The 18,134-nt window shown below is 57.5% G+C and carries 16 protein-coding genes; 11 read left to right on the forward strand and 5 right to left on the reverse strand.

The annotated features are described in order from the left end of the window. The first annotated feature begins 131 nt into the window (after window positions 1–131). The 5 genes from ACQR35_RS02795 (at window position 132) to ACQR35_RS02815 (ending at window position 6,702) form a co-directional block, all read left to right on the forward strand. On the forward strand, window positions 132–899 hold the full coding sequence (locus ACQR35_RS02795) for a sulfite exporter TauE/SafE family protein (protein WP_430266493.1): 768 nt from the start codon (window positions 132–134) through the stop codon (window positions 897–899). Between the two features lie 311 nt (window positions 900–1,210). Continuing rightward, window positions 1,211–2,851 (forward strand): peptide ABC transporter substrate-binding protein, encoded by a 1,641-nt coding sequence (locus ACQR35_RS02800; protein ID WP_430269136.1) that lies wholly within the window; start codon window positions 1,211–1,213, stop codon window positions 2,849–2,851. Between the two features lie 215 nt (window positions 2,852–3,066). Further along, entirely contained in the window at window positions 3,067–3,996 is a 930-nt protein-coding gene (locus tag ACQR35_RS02805; RefSeq protein WP_430269137.1) for an ABC transporter permease, read from the forward strand. After that, window positions 3,986–4,978, forward strand: a complete 993-nt coding sequence (locus ACQR35_RS02810) for an ABC transporter permease (protein ID WP_430269138.1) — start codon at window positions 3,986–3,988, stop codon at window positions 4,976–4,978. The genes ACQR35_RS02805 and ACQR35_RS02810 overlap by 11 nt, the downstream gene beginning before the upstream one ends. Before the next feature lie 11 nt (window positions 4,979–4,989). Beyond that, window positions 4,990–6,702 carry a dipeptide ABC transporter ATP-binding protein gene (locus tag ACQR35_RS02815; RefSeq protein ID WP_430269139.1) on the forward strand — a complete coding sequence of 571 codons (1,713 nt, stop codon included), beginning with the start codon at window positions 4,990–4,992 and terminating at the stop codon, window positions 6,700–6,702. 129 nt (window positions 6,703–6,831) lie between these two features. On the opposite strand, the gene ACQR35_RS02820 is transcribed toward ACQR35_RS02815, so the two are convergent. Then, complete coding sequence (locus ACQR35_RS02820) at window positions 6,832–7,764, reverse strand: SGNH/GDSL hydrolase family protein (RefSeq protein WP_430269140.1); 933 nt, start codon at window positions 7,762–7,764, stop codon at window positions 6,832–6,834. A 293-nt stretch (window positions 7,765–8,057) separates the two neighbouring features. Between ACQR35_RS02820 and typA the strand changes: the two genes are divergently transcribed. Continuing rightward, a complete protein-coding gene (typA, locus tag ACQR35_RS02825; protein ID WP_430269141.1) occupies window positions 8,058–9,986 on the forward strand; it encodes a translational GTPase TypA in 1,929 nt (642 codons plus the stop codon). Window positions 9,987–10,127: 141 nt separating this feature from the next. Here the strand turns inward: typA and ACQR35_RS02830 are convergent, their stop codons facing one another. Continuing rightward, window positions 10,128–10,391, reverse strand: coding sequence for a hypothetical protein (locus ACQR35_RS02830; protein ID WP_430266500.1), 264 nt, complete (start codon window positions 10,389–10,391; stop codon window positions 10,128–10,130). A gap of 125 nt (window positions 10,392–10,516) precedes the next feature. Here ACQR35_RS02830 and fdxA point away from each other — a divergent pair, with 125 nt between their 5' ends. The 3 genes from fdxA to ACQR35_RS02845 all read left to right on the forward strand — a co-directional run bounded on the left by fdxA (window position 10,517) and on the right by ACQR35_RS02845 (window position 13,521). Next, a complete protein-coding gene (gene fdxA, locus ACQR35_RS02835) occupies window positions 10,517–10,843 on the forward strand; it encodes a ferredoxin (protein ID WP_430266501.1) in 327 nt (108 codons plus the stop codon). Next, window positions 10,843–11,991 (forward strand): succinyldiaminopimelate transaminase, encoded by a 1,149-nt coding sequence (dapC, locus tag ACQR35_RS02840; RefSeq protein WP_430269142.1) that lies wholly within the window; start codon window positions 10,843–10,845, stop codon window positions 11,989–11,991. Before fdxA ends, dapC begins: the two co-directional genes overlap by 1 nt. A gap of 246 nt (window positions 11,992–12,237) precedes the next feature. Then, complete coding sequence (locus ACQR35_RS02845; RefSeq protein WP_430269143.1) at window positions 12,238–13,521, forward strand: citrate synthase; 1,284 nt, start codon at window positions 12,238–12,240, stop codon at window positions 13,519–13,521. 168 nt (window positions 13,522–13,689) lie between these two features. Here the strand turns inward: ACQR35_RS02845 and galE are convergent, their stop codons facing one another. After that, entirely contained in the window at window positions 13,690–14,706 is a 1,017-nt protein-coding gene (gene galE / locus ACQR35_RS02850) for a UDP-glucose 4-epimerase GalE (protein WP_430269144.1), read from the reverse strand. 83 nt (window positions 14,707–14,789) lie between these two features. Between galE and ACQR35_RS02855 the strand changes: the two genes are divergently transcribed. Together ACQR35_RS02855 and ACQR35_RS02860 are read left to right on the forward strand one after the other, a co-directional pair. Next, the gene (locus tag ACQR35_RS02855; protein WP_430269145.1) at window positions 14,790–15,416 is read left to right on the forward strand and encodes a TetR/AcrR family transcriptional regulator; all 627 of its coding nucleotides are present in this window, start codon (window positions 14,790–14,792) and stop codon (window positions 15,414–15,416) included. A gap of 76 nt (window positions 15,417–15,492) precedes the next feature. Further along, the gene (locus ACQR35_RS02860; RefSeq protein ID WP_430269146.1) at window positions 15,493–16,116 is read left to right on the forward strand and encodes a hypothetical protein; all 624 of its coding nucleotides are present in this window, start codon (window positions 15,493–15,495) and stop codon (window positions 16,114–16,116) included. Between the two features lie 27 nt (window positions 16,117–16,143). Here the strand turns inward: ACQR35_RS02860 and ACQR35_RS02865 are convergent, their stop codons facing one another. Together ACQR35_RS02865 and dapD are read right to left on the reverse strand one after the other, a co-directional pair. Continuing rightward, entirely contained in the window at window positions 16,144–17,007 is an 864-nt protein-coding gene (locus ACQR35_RS02865; protein ID WP_430269147.1) for a hypothetical protein, read from the reverse strand. A 30-nt stretch (window positions 17,008–17,037) separates the two neighbouring features. Then, window positions 17,038–18,087, reverse strand: coding sequence for a 2,3,4,5-tetrahydropyridine-2,6-dicarboxylate N-succinyltransferase (gene dapD / locus ACQR35_RS02870; protein ID WP_430269148.1), 1,050 nt, complete (start codon window positions 18,085–18,087; stop codon window positions 17,038–17,040). Window positions 18,088–18,134: the final 47 nt, after the last annotated feature.

Genomic DNA, 18,134 nt, shown 5'->3' on the forward strand with positions numbered 1-18,134 from the left:
TCAGTCAATTTCTAAGGAGTCAAGATGTGCAGTCCCGTTAAGTGCAATAAGTGCGAAAAAACCACCTGGGCTGGTTGTGGTGAGCACGCGGATGAAGTAATGGCCGACGTTCCCCCCGTGCAGCGCTGTACGTGCAACTAACCGCCCTGGCCTTCGGGCTGATCGTTGGCGGACTACTGGGGTTGGTGGGAGGCGGCGGGTCAATACTCGCCGTCCCCGCACTGATCTACGGTGTCGGTCTACCACTCGAGGCTGCCATTCCGACGTCGTTACTGGTGGTGGGTGCCTCATCCGCGGTTGCTGTATTGCCGCGACTGCGCCGCGGCGTGAACTGGCGCCTAGCGGTCATCATTGGCGCTGCAGGAACTGCCGCCGCGTACCTTGGGGCCTACGTCAATAGGCTGCTGAACCAGCAGATACTGCTTTTGGCGTTCGCCGCCATTATGGTTCTTGCAGGCATCAGGATGATGAGGCCATCAGCACCGTTAGGTGGTTCTTGCGCGCTGCCAGGCGGTGGCGTTCGCTGGCGAAGTTGCCTCCCCAAAGCAATCGCAACCGGCGCTGTAGTAGGTTTTCTCACCGGACTCCTCGGGGTCGGCGGCGGCTTCCTTATTGTTCCGGCACTGACGCTCGTCCTTGGATTGCCCATGGCTGTAGCGGTGGGCACCTCGCTGGTCATTATTGTTATCAACTCGATCGCTGGCTTTGCCGCGCATCTTGGTAACTTGCAAATCAACTGGGCGGTGACAGTTTCCTTTGCGGTAGGAGCTATGGTGGCGTCCTTGCTTGCTGGCAGGTACGGAAGCAAAATCCCAGACAAAGTGCTCAAGCGAAGCTTCGGGGCACTCGTGATCTTGGTTGCCGTATTTGTGAGCGTGCAAGCCTCGTTCTTTAGCTAGGTTTCAAGTCTCGTTGAGTAGTTGTTCCGCGCATCCGTTTCATCCAGCGGCACGGGATGGAGGAATCCGTGGGGACAGAGCTCCTCGCCTGGCGTAGCCGTCCGGCGGAGCCTAGTACCGCAGTCTGTGAAGAAGCTATGTTCCAGCCAAGTTACCGATGGGTCACGGTTTGGCATACGGCACCATAATTTGCACAACTTGTGGGTAAGCTACCTTCATATGTTGTCAAGGTCACAGGGAGTCACTGTGCTTTGTCTGAAGGACTCGTTCCAGATTTCTTCACCTAGCTCCAACACTAAATAGGAGGCGGAATGCGTCTGTCGCGCACTTCCAAGGCACTGGGGATGTTCGCTGTTGCGTCCATCGCCCTCACCGCTTGCGGTACTTCATCCACCCCGGGTGCAGATTCCAGCGCTGCTGGAGACAAATCTAAGGTCATCATTGCTGACGGTTCCGAGCCGCAGAACCCGTTGATGCCGGCCAACACCAACGAGGTTGGTGGTGGCAAGGTTATCGACATGATCTTCGCTGGTTTGGTCAGCTATGACGCTAACGGCAAGCCGGTCAATGAGCTCGCTGAGTCCATTGAAGGTAAAGATGGTCAGCACTTCACCATCAAGATCAAAAAAGACCAGAAGTTCACCAACGGCGAGGCCATCACGGCCAAGTCCTTCGTTGATTCCTGGAACTTCGGTGCAGCAGCTAAGAACGCTCAGCTGAGCGCCAGCTTCTTCGAGTCCATCAAGGGCTATGACGAGGCAAGCGCTGAAGGCTCCAAGGTTGAGACCATGTCCGGACTGAAGGTTGTTGACGACCAGACCTTCACCGTTGAACTGACGCAGCCTGAGTCTGACTGGCCGCTGCGTTTGGGCTACACCGCATTTGTGCCGGTTCCGGCTGAAGCACTCAAGGACCCGAAGACCTATGGCGAAAAGCCGGTTGGTAACGGACCCTACAAGCTCGCTGATGGCGGCTGGCAGCACAACGTGCAGATCCAGCTTGTACCGAACCCGGACTACAACGGTCCCCGCAAGGCTCAGAACGCTGGCGTAACCTTCAAGATTTACCAGAGCGACGACTCTGCCTACCAGGACCTCCTGGCAGACAACCTCGATGTGCTGCAGACCATCCCCACCTCGGCTTTGAAGAACTTCAAGACCGACCTGCCGGACCGTTTCATTGAGAAGCCGTACGCCGGTAACCAGACCATTGCTATTCCGGAATACCTCCCGGAGTGGAGCGGTGAAGCTGGCAAGCTGCGCCGTCAGGCTATCTCCATGGCGATCAACCGCGATGAGATCACCAAGGTGATCTTCAACGGTGCTCGTCAGCCTGCAAAGGACTTCACTGCTCCCGTTTTGGATGGCTACAGCGATTCCATCCCGGGCTCGGACAACCTGAAGTTCAACGCTGAGAAGGCGAAGGAGCTGTGGGCCAAGGCTGACGCTATCTCCAAGTGGGATGCGAACAAGACCTTCACCATTGCGTACAACGCCGACAAGGGTGGCCACAAGACGTGGGTTGAAGCAGTTGTCAACCAGGTCAAGAGCACCTTGGGCATCAAGATTGAAGGCAAGCCCTACGCAACCTTCAAGGAACTTCGTGCCGACGCTACTGCTAAGACCATGACCGGTGGCCTTCGCGCCGGTTGGCAGGCAGACTACCCGTCGCTGTACAACTTCCTCGGCCCGATCTACCAGACCGGTGCCGGTTCTAACGACGCCAACTACGCGAACCCCACGTTCGACAAAGCCATCTCCGATGGTTTGACGTCCGCAACGGTTGCCGATGGTAACAATGCCATGAACAAGGCTCAGGAAATCCTGTTGAACGACCTCCCCGCAGTTCCGTTGTGGTACCAGGTTGCACAGGGTGGCTGGAGCAACAAGGTTAGCCACGTTGACTACGGCTGGGACGGGGTTCCGCTGTACTACGCAATCACTGGTAAGTAACATCTGATCTACGGCGGGGGCAACGGTTGAGTTGCCCCCGCCGTAGTTCTGTTTTCTAACTCCTGGTCGAGCCGCGGATGCCCGTGGTTCGACACCGGCCGTTATAGCGCATTTTGAGCCCACAGGCGGCCGCGCTAGCAAACTTAAGGTTCCTCGATGAACGACTTCATCTCATCCTTGATCAGGATGCGTGCAGTTGGAGGTGACGCTCAGCGATGACAACGTACATTCTGAAGCGATTCCTGCAGCTCATCCCAGTTTTCCTAGGAGCAACGCTCCTGGTGTATTTCCTCGTCTTCAGCCTGCCCGGTGATCCCATTGTGGCGCTGTTCGGCGACAAGCCCGTTAATGAAGCCGTAGCCGCTCAGCTTCGGGCTCAGTACCACCTGGATCAGCCGTTCTGGATCCAATACTTGCTTTACCTCAAGAGCATCTTTACTTTTGACTTGGGTCAGGACTTCTCTGGCCGACCAATCGCGGCAGTGCTCGGTGAAGTTTTCCCGGTGACTGCTCGCTTGGCCGTCATGGCGCTGATCTTCGAAGCCGTATTTGGCATCATCTTTGGCCTGATCGCTGGTCTGCGCAAAGGCAAGTTCTTTGATGGAACCGTTTTGGTTGCCTCGCTGATTGTGATTGGTATCCCGATCTTCGTTTTGGGCTTCCTGCTCCAGTTCACCATCGGTGTGAAACTTGGTTGGGCTAAACCCACGGTGAGTTCTGCTGCAACAATTCAAGACTTGATCCTGCCCGCTGTGGTGCTGGGACTCGCTTCTTTTGCCTACGTATTGCGATTGACCCGCACCAGCGTCATCGAAAATATGAACGCGGACTATGTTCGTACCGCCACCGCGAAGGGGCTCTCCCGTTCACGGGTGGTTCGGGTACATATTTTGCGTAACTCCTTGATTCCTGTGATCACCTTTTTGGGCGCCGACCTTGGCAGCCTCATGGGCGGTGCGATCGTTACCGAAGGTATTTTCAATGTTCCCGGCGTTGGGAACCGGCTCTATCGAGCAGTTCTCTCCGGCGAGGGACCCACTGTGGTGTCAATCGTGACCGTGCTGGTTTTGATTTATTGCGTATCAAACCTGCTCGTGGACCTCTTGTACGCCTGGCTTGACCCGAGGATTCGTTATGACGCCTAATACCAATGAAGCAAACCCGCTTGCCCCACGTGGTCAGCGGTACCCGAGCGAGCACTTTGTTGCTGACTTCGATTCCAATACTCTCGGCGCAACTGACTCCGTTAAGGAGGACCGGGCTCCGCTGAGTTTGTGGGGTGAGGCGTGGAAAAATCTCCGCACACAGCCACTCTTTTTGATATCAGCTTTTCTGATCCTCGTGGTCATTGTTGTGTCTCTGTTTCCGCAGTTGTTCTCGGCCATCAATCCGGCGACAGATCCGTGCGCACTGAGCAATTCGGACGCGGGTCCCGCTGCGGGTCATCCGCTCGGGTTCACCCAGCAGGGCTGCGACGTGTACGCCCGCGTCATTTACGGCACACAGTCTTCAGTGACTGTTGGTCTGTTCACCACAATTGGTGTGCTTATTATCGGCGGCGTGGTGGGCGCACTTGCTGGCTTCTTCGGCGGCTGGGTTGACTCCATTTTGGCTCGTATCAATGACATCTTCTTTGCGCTGCCGTTGATCTTGGGCTCCATTGTGATGATGCAGCTTCCGTTCTTCCGGGGCAACGCCTCCGTATGGACTTTGGTGGTTGTTTTGACCACTTTCGGTTGGCCACAAATCGCACGTATTACTCGTGGTGCGGTTATTGAGGTGCGTAACGCCGACTTCGTGACGGCCGCTCGCTCCTTGGGTGTTTCGAGGATGGGTTCCTTGATCCGCCACGTATTGCCAAACTCTTTGGCACCGATCATCGTGGTAGCCACCATCTCGCTGGGAACCTTTATTGTGGCCGAGTCAACACTGTCCTTCTTGGGTATTGGCTTACCACCCAGCGTGATGTCTTGGGGTAATGACATCAACTCCGCTAAGAACAACCTGCGGTCCAACCCGTTCCCCCTGCTGTACCCGGCAGTTGCGCTGTCTATCACCGTCTTGAGCTTTATTATGCTCGGTGACGCCCTGCGTGACGCCCTTGATCCCAAAGCGCGGAAGCGATGAAAGGGGAGGCCATGAGCAACTCGGCCCACATTAAGGAACTCGGCGGGGCCGCGGTTAAGCCCTTGCTGGAAATCCGTGATCTCGCCATCACTTTCAAAACCAGCAACGGTGACGTTCAGGCCGTGCGCAACGCGCACCTGACCATCATGCCTGGCGAAACAGTCGCCATTGTTGGTGAGTCAGGGTCTGGAAAGTCTACGACGGCGCTAGCCGCCATCGGCCTGCTGCCCGGCAACGGTCAGGTTTCGGGCGGCCAGATCCTGCTCGACGGCGAAGACATTGCACACGCTTCCGAGCGTCGCATGATCGAGCTGCGCGGTAACACCATTGGTATGGTTCCGCAGGATCCTATGTCTAACCTGAACCCGGTCTGGAAGATCGGTTTTCAGGTCAAGGAAACTCTGAAGGCCAACGGCTTGCCCAGCGGTCCGGATGACGTTGCCAAGGTCTTGGCGGAAGCGGGTCTGCCCGATGCCAAGCGCCGTGCCAAGCAGTACCCGCACGAATTTTCCGGTGGAATGCGACAGCGTGCTCTGATCGCCATTGGTTTGTCTTGCCAGCCGCGCCTGTTGATTGCGGATGAGCCAACCTCGGCTTTGGACGTTACAGTTCAGCGCCAGATCTTGGATCACCTGGACAAGATGACCACGGAATTGGGTACCTCAGTTCTGCTGATTACCCATGACCTCGGCCTCGCTGCTGAGCGTGCGGACAAGGTTGTTGTGATGTACCGCGGCCAGGTTGTTGAAGCGGGTCCCTCGCTTGAACTCCTCCGTAACCCGCAGCACCCGTACACCAAGCGTTTGGTTGCTTCCGCGCCGTCGTTGGCTTCACGCCGTATTCAGGCTGCGAAGGAACAAGGCGTCGAAACTGATGACTTGCTCAACGCCGGTGAGGTTGCTGTGAAGGAGGAGCTTCCCTCCGAAGTTCTTCAGATCAAGAACCTCACCAAGGTCTTTAAGCTGCGCTCAGGCCTGGTCAAAACAACCGACTTCACCGCCGTGGATGATGTGTCATTTAGCGTCAAGCGTGGAACCACTACGGCCATTGTGGGGGAGTCCGGTTCCGGAAAGTCCACCGTGGCTCAGATGGTTCTGAATCTTTTGGAACCCACCAAGGGATCCATCATTTTTGACGGTGTGGACACCTCCACGCTGAACGCTAAGGAGCTGTTTAAGTTCCGTCGTCGTGTTCAGCCGATCTTCCAGGACCCATACGGTTCTTTGGACCCGATGTACAACATCTTCCGGACCATTGAAGAACCACTGCGGACCCACAATATTGGCGATAAAGCCAGCCGCGAAAAGAAGGTACGCGAACTCTTGGATCAGGTGGCACTGCCACAGTCCACCATGCGTCGCTTCCCGAACGAGCTCTCCGGTGGTCAGCGTCAGCGTGTGGCAATTGCGCGCGCATTGGCGCTGGACCCTGAAGTGATCATTTGCGACGAGGCAGTCTCGGCGCTGGACGTTTTGGTCCAAGCGCAGGTCCTGAACTTGTTGGCTGATCTTCAGGCACGCCTTGGCCTGACCTACTTGTTTATTACTCACGACCTCGCCGTTGTTCGCCAGATCGCGGACGAGGTATGCGTGATGGAAAAGGGCAAGCTGGTTGAGGTTGGCACCACTGACGAGGTATTCGAAAACCCGCAGCGCGACTACACCAAGGCATTGCTGAACGCCATCCCCGGCGCAACGCTGATGCTTCCTCCCGAGGTCGCCTAGGAGCCAGTCGCCTAGGCACTAGTTGCTGAGAAGCTAGTCGCCTAGGAGTCAGCTCCGTAGCTGTTAGTCCAAGCTCAAAGGGGCGGTCCACACCATTGGTGTGGACCGCCCCTTGTGCGTTGAGAAACGCTAGCGTGCTTGCAGGTTTATCGCCTTTAGTTTGTTCGAGAAGATGGTTGCCAGTTTGTTGTGGCCTGTCATTTTCATGTGGACTCTGTCCGCGAGGTCGGATCCCAAGTTGTACTGGGTGATCCAATTGCCGGCGCTCACAAACGGGATACCGTGTTTTTTCGCTACCGACGCTAAAACGGTGTCAACCTCGTGACGGCGCCCGCCGCCGTCGTTCTGTGAACGAGCAAGTGTGCCTAACATCAGGAATTTAGAGGTGGGGTAGCGAACTTGAAGGCTGGCCACTAACTTGTCCGCATTGGCCACAATTTCCTCGTTGTTATAACCACGGGCTGCGTCGTTGCCGCCGCCTTCAAAGACCACTAGCTGTGGAGCGCTCGAGGGTAGATACCAGTCACCGTGTTGCAGCGCATCGTAATAGTTGCCAGTGGTGGAGTTAGCGGCCATGTAGCCCGTTCCGCCTCCGCCCACGAAGTACACCTTGTAACCCACACGGTTTAAACCTTGCCGCGGCCACGTCCGCTCACCCGGGACTCCGGCTGCGCCGGCCGCTTGCGAATCGCCAATCAGCAAAGCAGTCCGGCTGATATCAGGAACCACTCGCTCGATCCGGTCATTGCGAGGGTTGCGCACCAAAGTGCCATCCGCCAGCCCTGCAGCAATAATGTTCGACGCCGGGTAGTTGCCTTGGTTTCCTGAGTTAGAGCCCGCGGCATTCACCTGCGTTGCCCCTCCTGCCGCAATCGGCCCTGAACCGGCGCTGCCGGTTGGCTGTCGCATAGTCCCGGCGTGGCTAAAGGCGCCGCTGGAAATGCGGGGCGAGGTAACGCCGTCGTTAACGTTTTGGATAATTGGCTGTGCGCACACAGCGAGGAGCAGCACTCCTGTGAGCGTTAGAACCCGAAAACGAGTGTGAGCCACGCTTTTTGCCATAACTTTCCCCCACTAAAACTGCAGCGGCTTGATAGCGCGCCTTAGCCATGATGTGCCGATTGGAGGCGAATATCCAGTGACCTTGCCCACTTTCAGGGAAGAGTTTTCTTACAATCTGGTAACTCGGGAGCCTCGTCCCACTCGGTTCAGTTCGCCAGCGCAAATACTCACCGGCTAGAATAGAGGGAGTTCCCCTTGACATTAGGGGTTGTCCACTGCGCTGCATCCGGCATTCCGGCCGGGAAATGGCGCGATTACACAGCTGACTTCACCACTGAATCGAGCCTTTACGCATGTCTGAAACCACCGCTACTGCCGGGGCAAACACCGCCTCACGAAGCGATCTGCGCAACGTAGCTATCGTTGCCCACGTTGACCATGGAAAGACCACCCTGGTTGACGCAATGCTCAAGCAGACCCACTCCTTCGCTTCCCACGGTGAAGTTGCAGACCGCGTTATGGACTCCGGTGACCTTGAGCGCGAAAAGGGAATCACCATTCTCGCCAAGAACACCACCGTGGCTTACAACGGTCCTTCGGCCAACGGCCAGGTCATGACCATCAACGTTATTGACACCCCAGGCCACGCTGACTTCGGTGGCGAGGTTGAGCGCGGTCTGTCCATGGTTGACGGCGTGGTTCTCCTCGTTGACGCTTCCGAGGGCCCGCTCCCGCAGACCCGATTTGTGCTGCGTAAGGCACTCGCCGCAAAGCTCCCCGTAATCCTTTTGGTCAACAAGACCGACCGTCCCGATGCTCGCATCGAAGAGGTTGTTGCAGAGTCCATGGACCTGCTCTTGGGCCTTGCCTCTGACATGGCTGACGAGGTTCCCGACTTGGACCTCGACGCTGTTTTGAACGTTCCGGTTGTTTACGCATCCGGCAAGTTGGGCCGAGCCTCCACCGTGCAGCCGGAAAACGGTACCGCACCGGATAACGAGGACCTTGAGCCGTTGTTCAAGACCATCATCGATCACATCCCGGCACCGACTTACAACCCTGAGGGTGTCCTGCAGGCTCACGTCACCAACTTGGACGCTTCGCCGTTCTTGGGCCGTTTGGCTCTGCTGCGTATCTTCAACGGCACCTTGACCAAGGGCCAGACCGTTGCTTGGTGCCGCGCAGATGGCACCATCAAGCCCGTCAAGATCACCGAACTGTTGGCTACCCAGGCTTTGACCCGTGTTCCTGCGGAGTCTGCTGGCCCCGGCGAAATTGTTGCTGTTGCCGGTATCGAGGACATCACTATTGGTGAGACCCTTACCGACGTCGAAAACCCGGCACCGTTGCCGTTGATCACCGTTGACCCGCCGGCAATCTCCATGACTATCGGTATCAACACCTCGCCGATCGCCGGTAAGGTCAAGGGCCACAAGGTCACCGCACGCCAGGTCAAGGACCGTCTGGACAAGGAACTCGTGGGTAACGTTTCCTTGAACGTTCTGCCCACCGAGCGTCCGGATGCTTGGGAAGTTCAGGGCCGTGGTGAATTGGCTCTGTCTATCCTCGTTGAGCAGATGCGTCGCGAAGGCTTCGAGCTGACGGTTGGTAAGCCGCAGGTTGTGACCAAGATGGTTGACGGCAAGGTACACGAGCCGATGGAGCACATGACCATCGACGTACCCGAGGAATACTTGGGCGCTGTAACTCAGCTGATGGCCGCTCGTAAGGGCCGTATGACCAACATGGCAAACCACGGTACCGGTTGGTGCCGTATGGAATTCATCGTTCCGGCCCGTGGTCTGATCGGTTTCCGTACTCGCTTCTTGACTGACACCCGTGGTGCAGGCATCGCTTCCTCCCTTGCCGAAGGCTACGAGCCTTGGGCTGGCCCCATCGAATACCGCACCAACGGTTCGATCGTGGCTGACCGCTCAGGCGTTGTGACACCGTTCGCGATGATCAAGTTGCAGGAACGTATGTCCTTCTTCGTTCAGCCCACTTCTGAGGTTTACGAGGGCATGATTGTTGGCGAGAACTCACGCGCCGATGACATGGATGTGAACATCACTCGCGAGAAGCAGCTCACCAACATGCGTGCAGCTTCCTCAGACACCTTCGAGAACATGACGCCGCCGAAGGTTCTGACTCTCGAAGAGTCACTCGAATTCGCACGCGAAGACGAGTGTGTTGAGGTTACTCCGGAAGCAGTTCGCATCCGCAAGCTCATCCTTGACGCCAGCGAGCGGGCCAAGGCAGCACGTAGCCGCGCACGCGCATAGCTTCAGTCTGAACAAAGGCGCCGTGTGCCGTAGGGTTTTTCCCTATGGTGCACGGCGCCTTTGTTATTAGTTTGGGACGCTACTCGCCCGCCTGTAGCCCGGTATTCGCGGTGGTTTTCCTGATTAGATCCTTCTTTTTCCTCAGGTTCCTGCTGGGCTGACGTTCCGCGCCGGGGGAGGCGGGACCGGCTTGGCTAGGGTCACACGGTCCAGCAGGATGCTGATCTCTCCGCTTCTGCTAGAGACTACAATCCTGGGGCTCTCTGCGGCGGTGTAGTCCCGCGCTGAAAGCTCGCCGAGAGCATCGCTGAGTGCGCCGTCGTCGAGCCTGTGGCGCACAACCACGCGGGTGCCCAACGGGGCGCTGACTAGAAGGGGAACCCCGCGGAGCTTAGAGAGTGACACAACTCAATGGTAAGCGGGCGTAATGACTTAGCGCTGAGGGGGGTGGGGGATAATAAGGTAGGTAGACTGCAGTAGCGCCCCGGTGTACTCCAACGGCCGGGCGTGCCAGAAAGAGAGGTCGGGACGTGACGTATGTAATCGCACAGCCGTGCGTAGATGTTAAGGACAAGGCATGTATCGAGGAATGCCCTGTTGACTGCATTTACGAAGGCGAGCGAACTCTCTACATCCACCCCGACGAGTGTGTGGACTGCGGTGCTTGCGAACCTGTTTGCCCCGTAGAAGCCATCTACTACGAGGATGACACCCCTGACGAGTGGGCCGAGTACTACAAGGCCAACGTTGAATTCTTTGATGATCTTGGTTCCCCCGGTGGAGCAGCGAAGATCGGCAACACGGGAACAGATCACCCCTTTATTGCCGCGTTGCCGCCACAAAACCAAGATCACTAATGGCCTTCCCCTCGGAGAACTTTGGGCTGAGCCTGCCGGAGTACCCCTGGGAGGCCATGGCACCGTACCTCAAGCGTGCTGCTGAGCACCCTGACGGTGCTGTGAACTTGTCCATTGGTACACCAGTGGACCCCACGCCGGTCGTGATTCGTGAGGCCCTTGCTGCGGCTTCGGATGCCCCCGGGTACCCTACGGTCCACGGCACAGCTGGTCTGCGCCAAGCGATTGTGGACTGGTATGCCCGCCGCCGAAACGTCCCTGGCCTCGACCCTGAGGCAGTTATGCCAACGTTGGGTTCGAAGGAGCTGGTAGCTTGGCTGCCGTTCCTTCTGGGACTGACTGCCGAGGACGTGGTGGTGCGGCCCGCCGTTGCCTATCCCACCTATGACATTGGTGCTCGGTTTGCCGGCGCCCGCGCCGTGGCCGCTGATACCTTGGACGGGCTCGACGACGACACTCGCTCACGCGTGAAGCTCATCTGGGTTAACTCCCCGGGCAACCCCACCGGAACAGTCCGTTCTGCCGCAGAACTTCAAGCTCTAGTAGCCCAAGCCCGCGAGCTTGGTGCCGTGGTGGCCTCTGACGAATGCTATGCCGAACTTGGCTGGGGTGAATGGGACGCACAGCGGGGTGGCCAAGCGGTTCCCAGCATCTTGGATCCCCAGATCAGCGGTGGCAGCAGCGAAGGTTTGCTGAGCGTCTATTCACTGAGCAAGCAGTCCAATCTGGCCGGCTACCGCGCGTCGTTTGTGGCAGGTGATCCGGTGATTATGGCCAACCTTGTGAACAGCCGCAAACACGCCGGAATGATTGTCCCGTACCCGGTGCAAGAGGCTTTGCGAGTGGTGCTGGGCGAGGACCAGCATGTCCAAACTCAGAAGGATTTGTACCGCAAACGCCGCGAACTTCTTATCCCAGCACTTGAAGCATTTGGTTTGACCATCCATGGATCCAACGCTGGCTTGTACCTGTGGTGCACGGCAGGGGAGCCCACTTGGGACACCATCGGCAGGCTTGCAGATCTGGGGATTGTGGCGGGCCCGGGAGTTTTCTACGGCGAGGCTGGTAACGGATATGTGCGGATCGCGCTGACGGCTACAGATGAACGGATCGCAGCCGCGGCTCACCGCTTGGCTACGCGTCAGTAACAATCTTGTGGCGTGGTTCACATTCGGCGTCATTTTCCCCTTAAATGAGGCACCCGGATTAGTGATGCCTGCCTGCTTGGCGGTAGTTTATTAGTGACTATCGTGGTGGCTTTCCACAAGAAAGCTGCAGCCCAGCACTTTGAAGTCTCTGCTTTGACTCACGAGTTGAACCAGCTGGCGGGCGCCGCCACGAGAAGTTGAAGAAGCGTTCTATTAGAGGCTTTGAAACCTCATGAAGGGGACTCCATGACTGAGACCACTAGCGCAACCCTGCGCCATGCCGGCGGCGAGCTTGAATTGCCCCGCATCCAGGTTGTTGAAGGAAACGAAGGTTACGACGTTTCAAAGCTGCTGAAGCAGACGGGCGCAGTCACCTTTGACCCCGGCTTCATGAACACCGCAGCAACAAAGTCTGCCATCACCTACATCGACGGCGATGAGGGAATCCTGCGTTACCGCGGATACCCGATCGAACAGTTGGCGCAGCACTCCAGCTTTCTAGAAGTGTCCTACCTGCTGATCTACGGCAACGTGCCCAGTGCCACCGAGCTTGAAGAATTCGATCAGAAGATCCGCCACCACACACTGCTGCACGAAGAACTCAAGGGCTTCTTCAGCGGCTTCCCGCGCGACGCGCACCCCATGCCCGTGCTTTCCTCGGCCGTTTCGGCGTTGTCCACTTTCTACCAGGACTCGCTGGACCCCAAGAATGCTGAGCAGGTTGAGCTGTCCACCATTCGCCTGATGGCAAAGCTGCCGGTTATCGCCGCGTACGCTCACAAGAAGTCCATTGGCCAGCCCATGCTGTACCCGGACAACTCCCACAACTTGGTGGAGAACTTCTTGCGGCTGAGTTTCGGCCTACCTGCGGAGCAGTACGAGATGGACCCGGTGGTGGTCAAAGCCCTTGACCTGTTGCTGATCCTGCACGCTGACCACGAACAGAACTGCTCTACCTCCACAGTTCGTCTGGTGGGTTCCTCGGATGCAAACCTTTTCGCCTCCGTCTCCGCTGGGATCCACGCCCTGTCCGGCCCGGCGCACGGCGGAGCCAACGAGGCTGTGCTGAAGATGCTTCGCCAAATCCAAGCCGACGGCACCAAGCCTGAGGACTACATGGAGAAGGTCAAGAACAAGGAAGACGGCGTCCGGCTGATGGGCTTTGGGCACCGTGTTTACAAGAACTATGACCCGCGCGCCAAGATCGTCAAGGCTACGGCCCACGAGATCCTCAGCAAGCTCGGCGGAAACGACGAGATGCTGGAGATCGCCCTCCGTTTGGAAGAGAAGGCGCTCAATGATGACTACTTCATCCAACGCAAGCTCTACCCGAACGTGGACTTCTACACCGGCCTGATCTATAAGGCCATGGGTTTCCCGGAGAAGATGTTTACAGTCCTCTTTGCCATTGGTCGCTTGCCGGGCTGGATTGCCCAGTGGCGCGAAATGACTCAGGACCCGCAGACAAAGATTGGCCGCCCGCGTCAGCTGTACATTGGCGAGCCGGAGCGCGACTACCCCGCACGGTAGTGTGCCGGTAGCCCACTTAGATGGCTGCTAAATAATTCTAAGAATGACGACGACGGCCGGTACCTTTCGAAAGAAAGGTACCGGCCGTCGTCGTAGCTTAAGCAACGCGGGGTCACTTACGGCCCATGTAAGCGGACTTAAAGGGCCGTAAGTGACCCCGCGTTGGGGTTAAGAGGCGTTGTAACCCTGCGGGTTGTTCTTCTGCCAGCGCCAGTGGTCTTCACACATCTGATCCAGGTTCTTCACGGCGGACCAGCCGAGGTCTGCCAGAGCTGCGGAAGTGTCCGCGTAGCTCTCCGCAGCGTCGCCAGGGCGGCGTGGAGCCAACTCGTAGGGGATCGGCTTGCCGACGGCTTTACCGAAGGATGCCAAAACCTCCAATACTGAGGAGCCCTTGCCAGTACCGAGGTTCCACCGGCGGACACCCTTGTGCTCACTAATGTAATTCAGGGCCGCGAGGTGGCCAGCTGCAAGGTCAACCACGTGGATGTAGTCCCGGACTCCAGTGCCGTCAGGGGTGGGGTAGTCACTGCCGAAGACCATAACCTTCTCGCGGCGTCCCACAGCCACTTGCGCCACAAAAGGAACCAGGTTGTTGGGGATACCCGCCGGGTCCTCACCAATACGGCCAGATTCGTGAGCGCCCACCGGATTGAAGTAGCGCAGAAGGGCTACGCTCCAACGCGGGTCGGAATCGCCGAGATCGTTGAGGATGTCCTCGATCTGTTCCTTGGTGCGCCCATAGGGGTTGGTGGCGTCCATGACCATTTTTTCGATCAGCGGCACGGGGTTGTCATTGCCGTACACGGTTGCTGAGGAGGAGAAGACGATGGTGCGGACTTCATACTTTTCCATGGTGCGCAGAAGGCTGATGGTGCCAGCAACGTTATTGAAGTAGTAGTTCAACGGTTCCGCAACAGATTCGCCAACCGCTTTGAGGCCCGCGAAGTGGATCACTGCCGTGATGGAGTGAGCTTCGAACACCTTTTCAAGGGCGGCCGTGTCATTCAGGTCCGCGAGGTGAAAAGTTGCCTTTTTGCCCGTTAGCTCAGCTACCCGGGCCAAGGACTCCTCGGACGAATTAGCGAGGTTGTCCAAAACCACCACCTCGTGCCCTGCTTCAAGTAGTGCAAGAACGGTGTGGGAGCCGATATAACCGGTGCCTCCGGTGACCAAAATACTCATGGCAATACGCTATCCCATGAGCCAACACGGCGCGGAACGTCAGCTTAACAACTTTTGAAGCTCACCCGTGCTAAAAACGATAAGTGCCTAAATATGTAGACCCGGACCGCCGGCGGCAGGACATCGTTGACGCAGTTTTCAGAATTGTTGTGGCTGATGGGCTGGAACGAGCTTCCTTGCGTGAAGTGGCTGAGGAATCCGAGTTGGCTGTTGGATCCGTTCGGCACTACTTCCGCAGCAGTGATGAACTCCTGATTCACACGTTCGCCACCGTTGTGGACCGCATCCTAGATAGAGTAGAAATCGCTGCCGATAACCTCCAGAAAGCCGTCGATGCTGGAGCTGGCACCGAGGCAATCGAAACAGCCGCACTGCACATGCTGAGCGAGCTTTTGCCCATTGGGGAAGAACGAGCCACAGACAGGTGCGTCTGGTTGGCATTCCGCAACGCTGCACGCATCAAAGACGTTTTTGCCGCGGAAGCCGCGCGTAGCCATCGTGGGGTGGGTGCCGCCGTTGGTCAACTCATCACTGCACTGCGCGGACCTGCCGCAGCCCAAGACCTAGACGCACTGGTGGTGGACGCTGAATTGTTGATGTCTACGGTGGATGGACTCAGTGTCCACGCACTCTTGCAACCTCAGTGGCTGGATGAGCAGACGTGCCGTGCCGCTTTGACCCGTCAACTACGGTTTCTCGCCAGGGCGTAGGCTCCAGCCGGACCATTAACGTTCGGCGAAGGCAGGAATACACTGAAGCTGTACCTATGCCAAGGGAGGCATTGCGATGCAGCAAAACGGTGGCGCGGCGTGGAAAATCACCATGGATACTTCCCCAGCGATGATGACCGCGCTCTACGTACGTGACGCAGCAGGCCTGGTGGGGGCTGGTGAGCCCGCCATCTCGAAAGCGAGTCCGCGAGTCCACCCGATGGACCATCATCATCTAACAGCCCCAGTGGGCGGTCAGGAAGCGCTGCGGATCGAATGGGAAAACTGGTGGAGGGCACTAGTAAAGAACCCGCACACCATCGACTTCGCCGTGGACCCGGGTCTGGATCCTGAAGCTTTTGGTCAGTTTGAAAACTCACCTGCACTACAGCGTGTATTTCAGGCTCACTACGGGGCAGCGTTGGAGTGGGTTCAGAAGCGCTCCCTTGAATACAAAAAACTGCAGAGCGAGCGTTATGTCAGCGGTGTCTCGGGAATACTCCAAGACATGGTGCAAGATCGCGAACTGGAACTCGGACGTTCGCCGCGGAACTTTGAGCTGTCCATTATTGAGCTCCCGCTGTGCGAAGAGCGTGCCTGGTACCTAGAACCTGACACCATCATTATGAGCCACAATTTGTTGTCACAGCCAGAGATCTTCCGCAGCTATGTTCAGCCAGTGGTGGAGTTGCTGGTATAGCCACAGGCCTGAGGGTGCATAAGGGACCTAGGGTGTGGAAGAAACCGTGGGAGCGTAGGTGCTGATCTGCACTGCACTTTGGGAAGAATCAGCAGCCTGCCAGCCATTGCGCGCTTGGCGGTCCCACGCTTGGCCACCAAAGCTGACTCGAGTAATCCCCAATGACTTTGCGTTGGCAACAGCCCAGTTGGCCACGGCCCAGCCTTGGGCGCCGGCAGCTGGGACGGACAATGTTGCGCCGTTGACGGTACCGTCTTGAGCGCCAAAAGCGGCGTACATTTCGGTACTCACGGCTCCGGGGCCGTCATTGGCGTCTGCGGGGCGCAGAACACAATCCAACCCCGCACCAGACTGCCCGGTTAGCGCTGAGGCGAAGGCCCTGCCCTCAGGTTCGTGATCCGCGTACGCGTCAGGGAAGGCAGAGCGTTGAACCTTTTGGGCTGCCTCGGTGATAGGCAAGGACTCGTAGCCTTCAACTTTGATCAGGACGTCATAGAACGCATTGGTGGCATACACCGGATCCATCACTTGAGCCTCGGTGCCCCAACCCTGCGAAGGGCGTTGCTGGAACAAACCACGCGAATCCGGACCGGCGGTGTCCCCGTAGTCGATATTGCGCAGCTTGGACTCTTGTAGCGAGGTTGCCAAAGCAATTGATGCAGCCCTAGCTGGTAAGGACCGGCGCACTGCAATAGCGGAAATGAGCGAGGCATTGGCTGTTTGATCAAGTGCTAAGGAATACGACTCAGACCCGACCTTTGCTGTGCAGCTCTCGGTAATCACAGCATCGCTCCGCTGCATCACTTGGTACGCGGTAAAAATACCGCCTCCTACCAGCGCCAAAAGCAGCCCACCAGTGAGCCATCGCCTAATGCGGCGTCTACGAGCCACGAGGGGCGCCCTTCGGTTGTTGTGGGTTAATTAGTTAGCGTGCAATGCCTCGTTCAGGGCCACAGTTTGACCCTTGCGGGGAAGTACTTCAACCTCGCCCGTGCTCGAATTACGGCGGAACAACAAGTTAGGAACACCAGAAAGTTCCACAGCTTTAACAATCTGCTGAGTGTCTTCCCCATCAGCGTCCTTAGGGCCGTGAACCCGCACACGAGTACCAGCGGTGACGTAAAGCCCAGCTTCAACCACTGAGTCATCACCAATGCTGATTCCCACACCCGAGTTGGCACCCAAAAGTACACGTTCACCCAAAGCAATACGCTCTTTACCGCCGCCGGAGAGGGTACCCATAATCGAAGCACCACCACCAACGTCCGTTCCATCGCCAGCTACAACACCGGCTGAGATACGGCCCTCAACCATTGAGGAGCCCAGGGTCCCTGCGTTGAAGTTCACAAAACCTTCGTGCATCACGGTGGTGCCTTCAGCAAGGTGCGCGCCCAAACGGACCCGGTCAGCGTCTGCAATACGAACGCCGCTGGGGATCACGTAGTCGACCATGCGCGGGAACTTGTCCAAGCTGTAGACAGTGACCTGTCCACGCTTGCGCAAACGGGCGCGGGTGAGTTCAAAGCCTTCGGGCAGTGCCGGGCCAAAGTTGGTCCACACCACGTTGGGCAGTTTGCCAAAGATGCCGTCCAGATTGATGGTGTTCGGGGCCACCAATCGGTGCGAGAGAAGGTGAAGACGCAAGTATGCGTCGGCGGTGTCTGCAGGCGCCTCATCAAGATTGATCTGGACAAAAACCACACTCTGCACGGTGCCGCGGTCCGGATCAGCGCCATCGGCTGCAAGGGCTGTTAGCTCAGCGTCAGCTGCTTCAACGGAGCGGAGATTCTGGGCTGCTTCGCCCAGTGCGGGGGCCGGAAACCAGACGTCCAAGACAGTAGCGTCCTCGCCGCGCATGGCGATGGTGGCAATTCCAAAACCATGTGCGCTGCGTGAGGCTGCAACGGTTTCAGCAGAATTGGTGTTCTCAAGGGAATCGGGCACGGCAGATTCCGGGGCAGAAGAAGTCATGGTTACAGTCTAACGAGTGCTGCGGCGGGGCGGAGGATAGGGTGGAA

The organism is Pseudarthrobacter sp. J1738, from assembly GCF_050490315.1.
Classification (GTDB): Bacteria; Actinomycetota; Actinomycetes; order Actinomycetales; family Micrococcaceae; genus JBNPEO01.

What these genes read in the sequence shown, in the direction of transcription:
- ACQR35_RS02805 (WP_430269137.1), top strand. Translation starts at nt 3,067, where the DNA reads ATGACAACGTACATTCTGAAGCGATTCCTGCAGCTCATCCCAGTTTTC.
- ACQR35_RS02815 (WP_430269139.1), top strand. Translation starts at nt 4,990, where the DNA reads ATGAGCAACTCGGCCCACATTAAGGAACTCGGCGGGGCCGCGGTTAAG.
- ACQR35_RS02845 (WP_430269143.1), top strand. Translation starts at nt 12,238, where the DNA reads ATGACTGAGACCACTAGCGCAACCCTGCGCCATGCCGGCGGCGAGCTT.
- ACQR35_RS02860 (WP_430269146.1), top strand. Translation starts at nt 15,493, where the DNA reads ATGCAGCAAAACGGTGGCGCGGCGTGGAAAATCACCATGGATACTTCC.
- ACQR35_RS02800 (WP_430269136.1), top strand. Translation starts at nt 1,211, where the DNA reads ATGCGTCTGTCGCGCACTTCCAAGGCACTGGGGATGTTCGCTGTTGCG.
- dapD (WP_430269148.1), bottom strand. Translation starts at nt 18,087, where the DNA reads ATGACTTCTTCTGCCCCGGAATCTGCCGTGCCCGATTCCCTTGAGAAC.
- ACQR35_RS02820 (WP_430269140.1), bottom strand. Translation starts at nt 7,764, where the DNA reads ATGGCAAAAAGCGTGGCTCACACTCGTTTTCGGGTTCTAACGCTCACA.
- dapC (WP_430269142.1), top strand. Translation starts at nt 10,843, where the DNA reads ATGGCCTTCCCCTCGGAGAACTTTGGGCTGAGCCTGCCGGAGTACCCC.
- ACQR35_RS02810 (WP_430269138.1), top strand. Translation starts at nt 3,986, where the DNA reads ATGACGCCTAATACCAATGAAGCAAACCCGCTTGCCCCACGTGGTCAG.
- typA (WP_430269141.1), top strand. Translation starts at nt 8,058, where the DNA reads ATGTCTGAAACCACCGCTACTGCCGGGGCAAACACCGCCTCACGAAGC.
- galE (WP_430269144.1), bottom strand. Translation starts at nt 14,706, where the DNA reads ATGAGTATTTTGGTCACCGGAGGCACCGGTTATATCGGCTCCCACACC.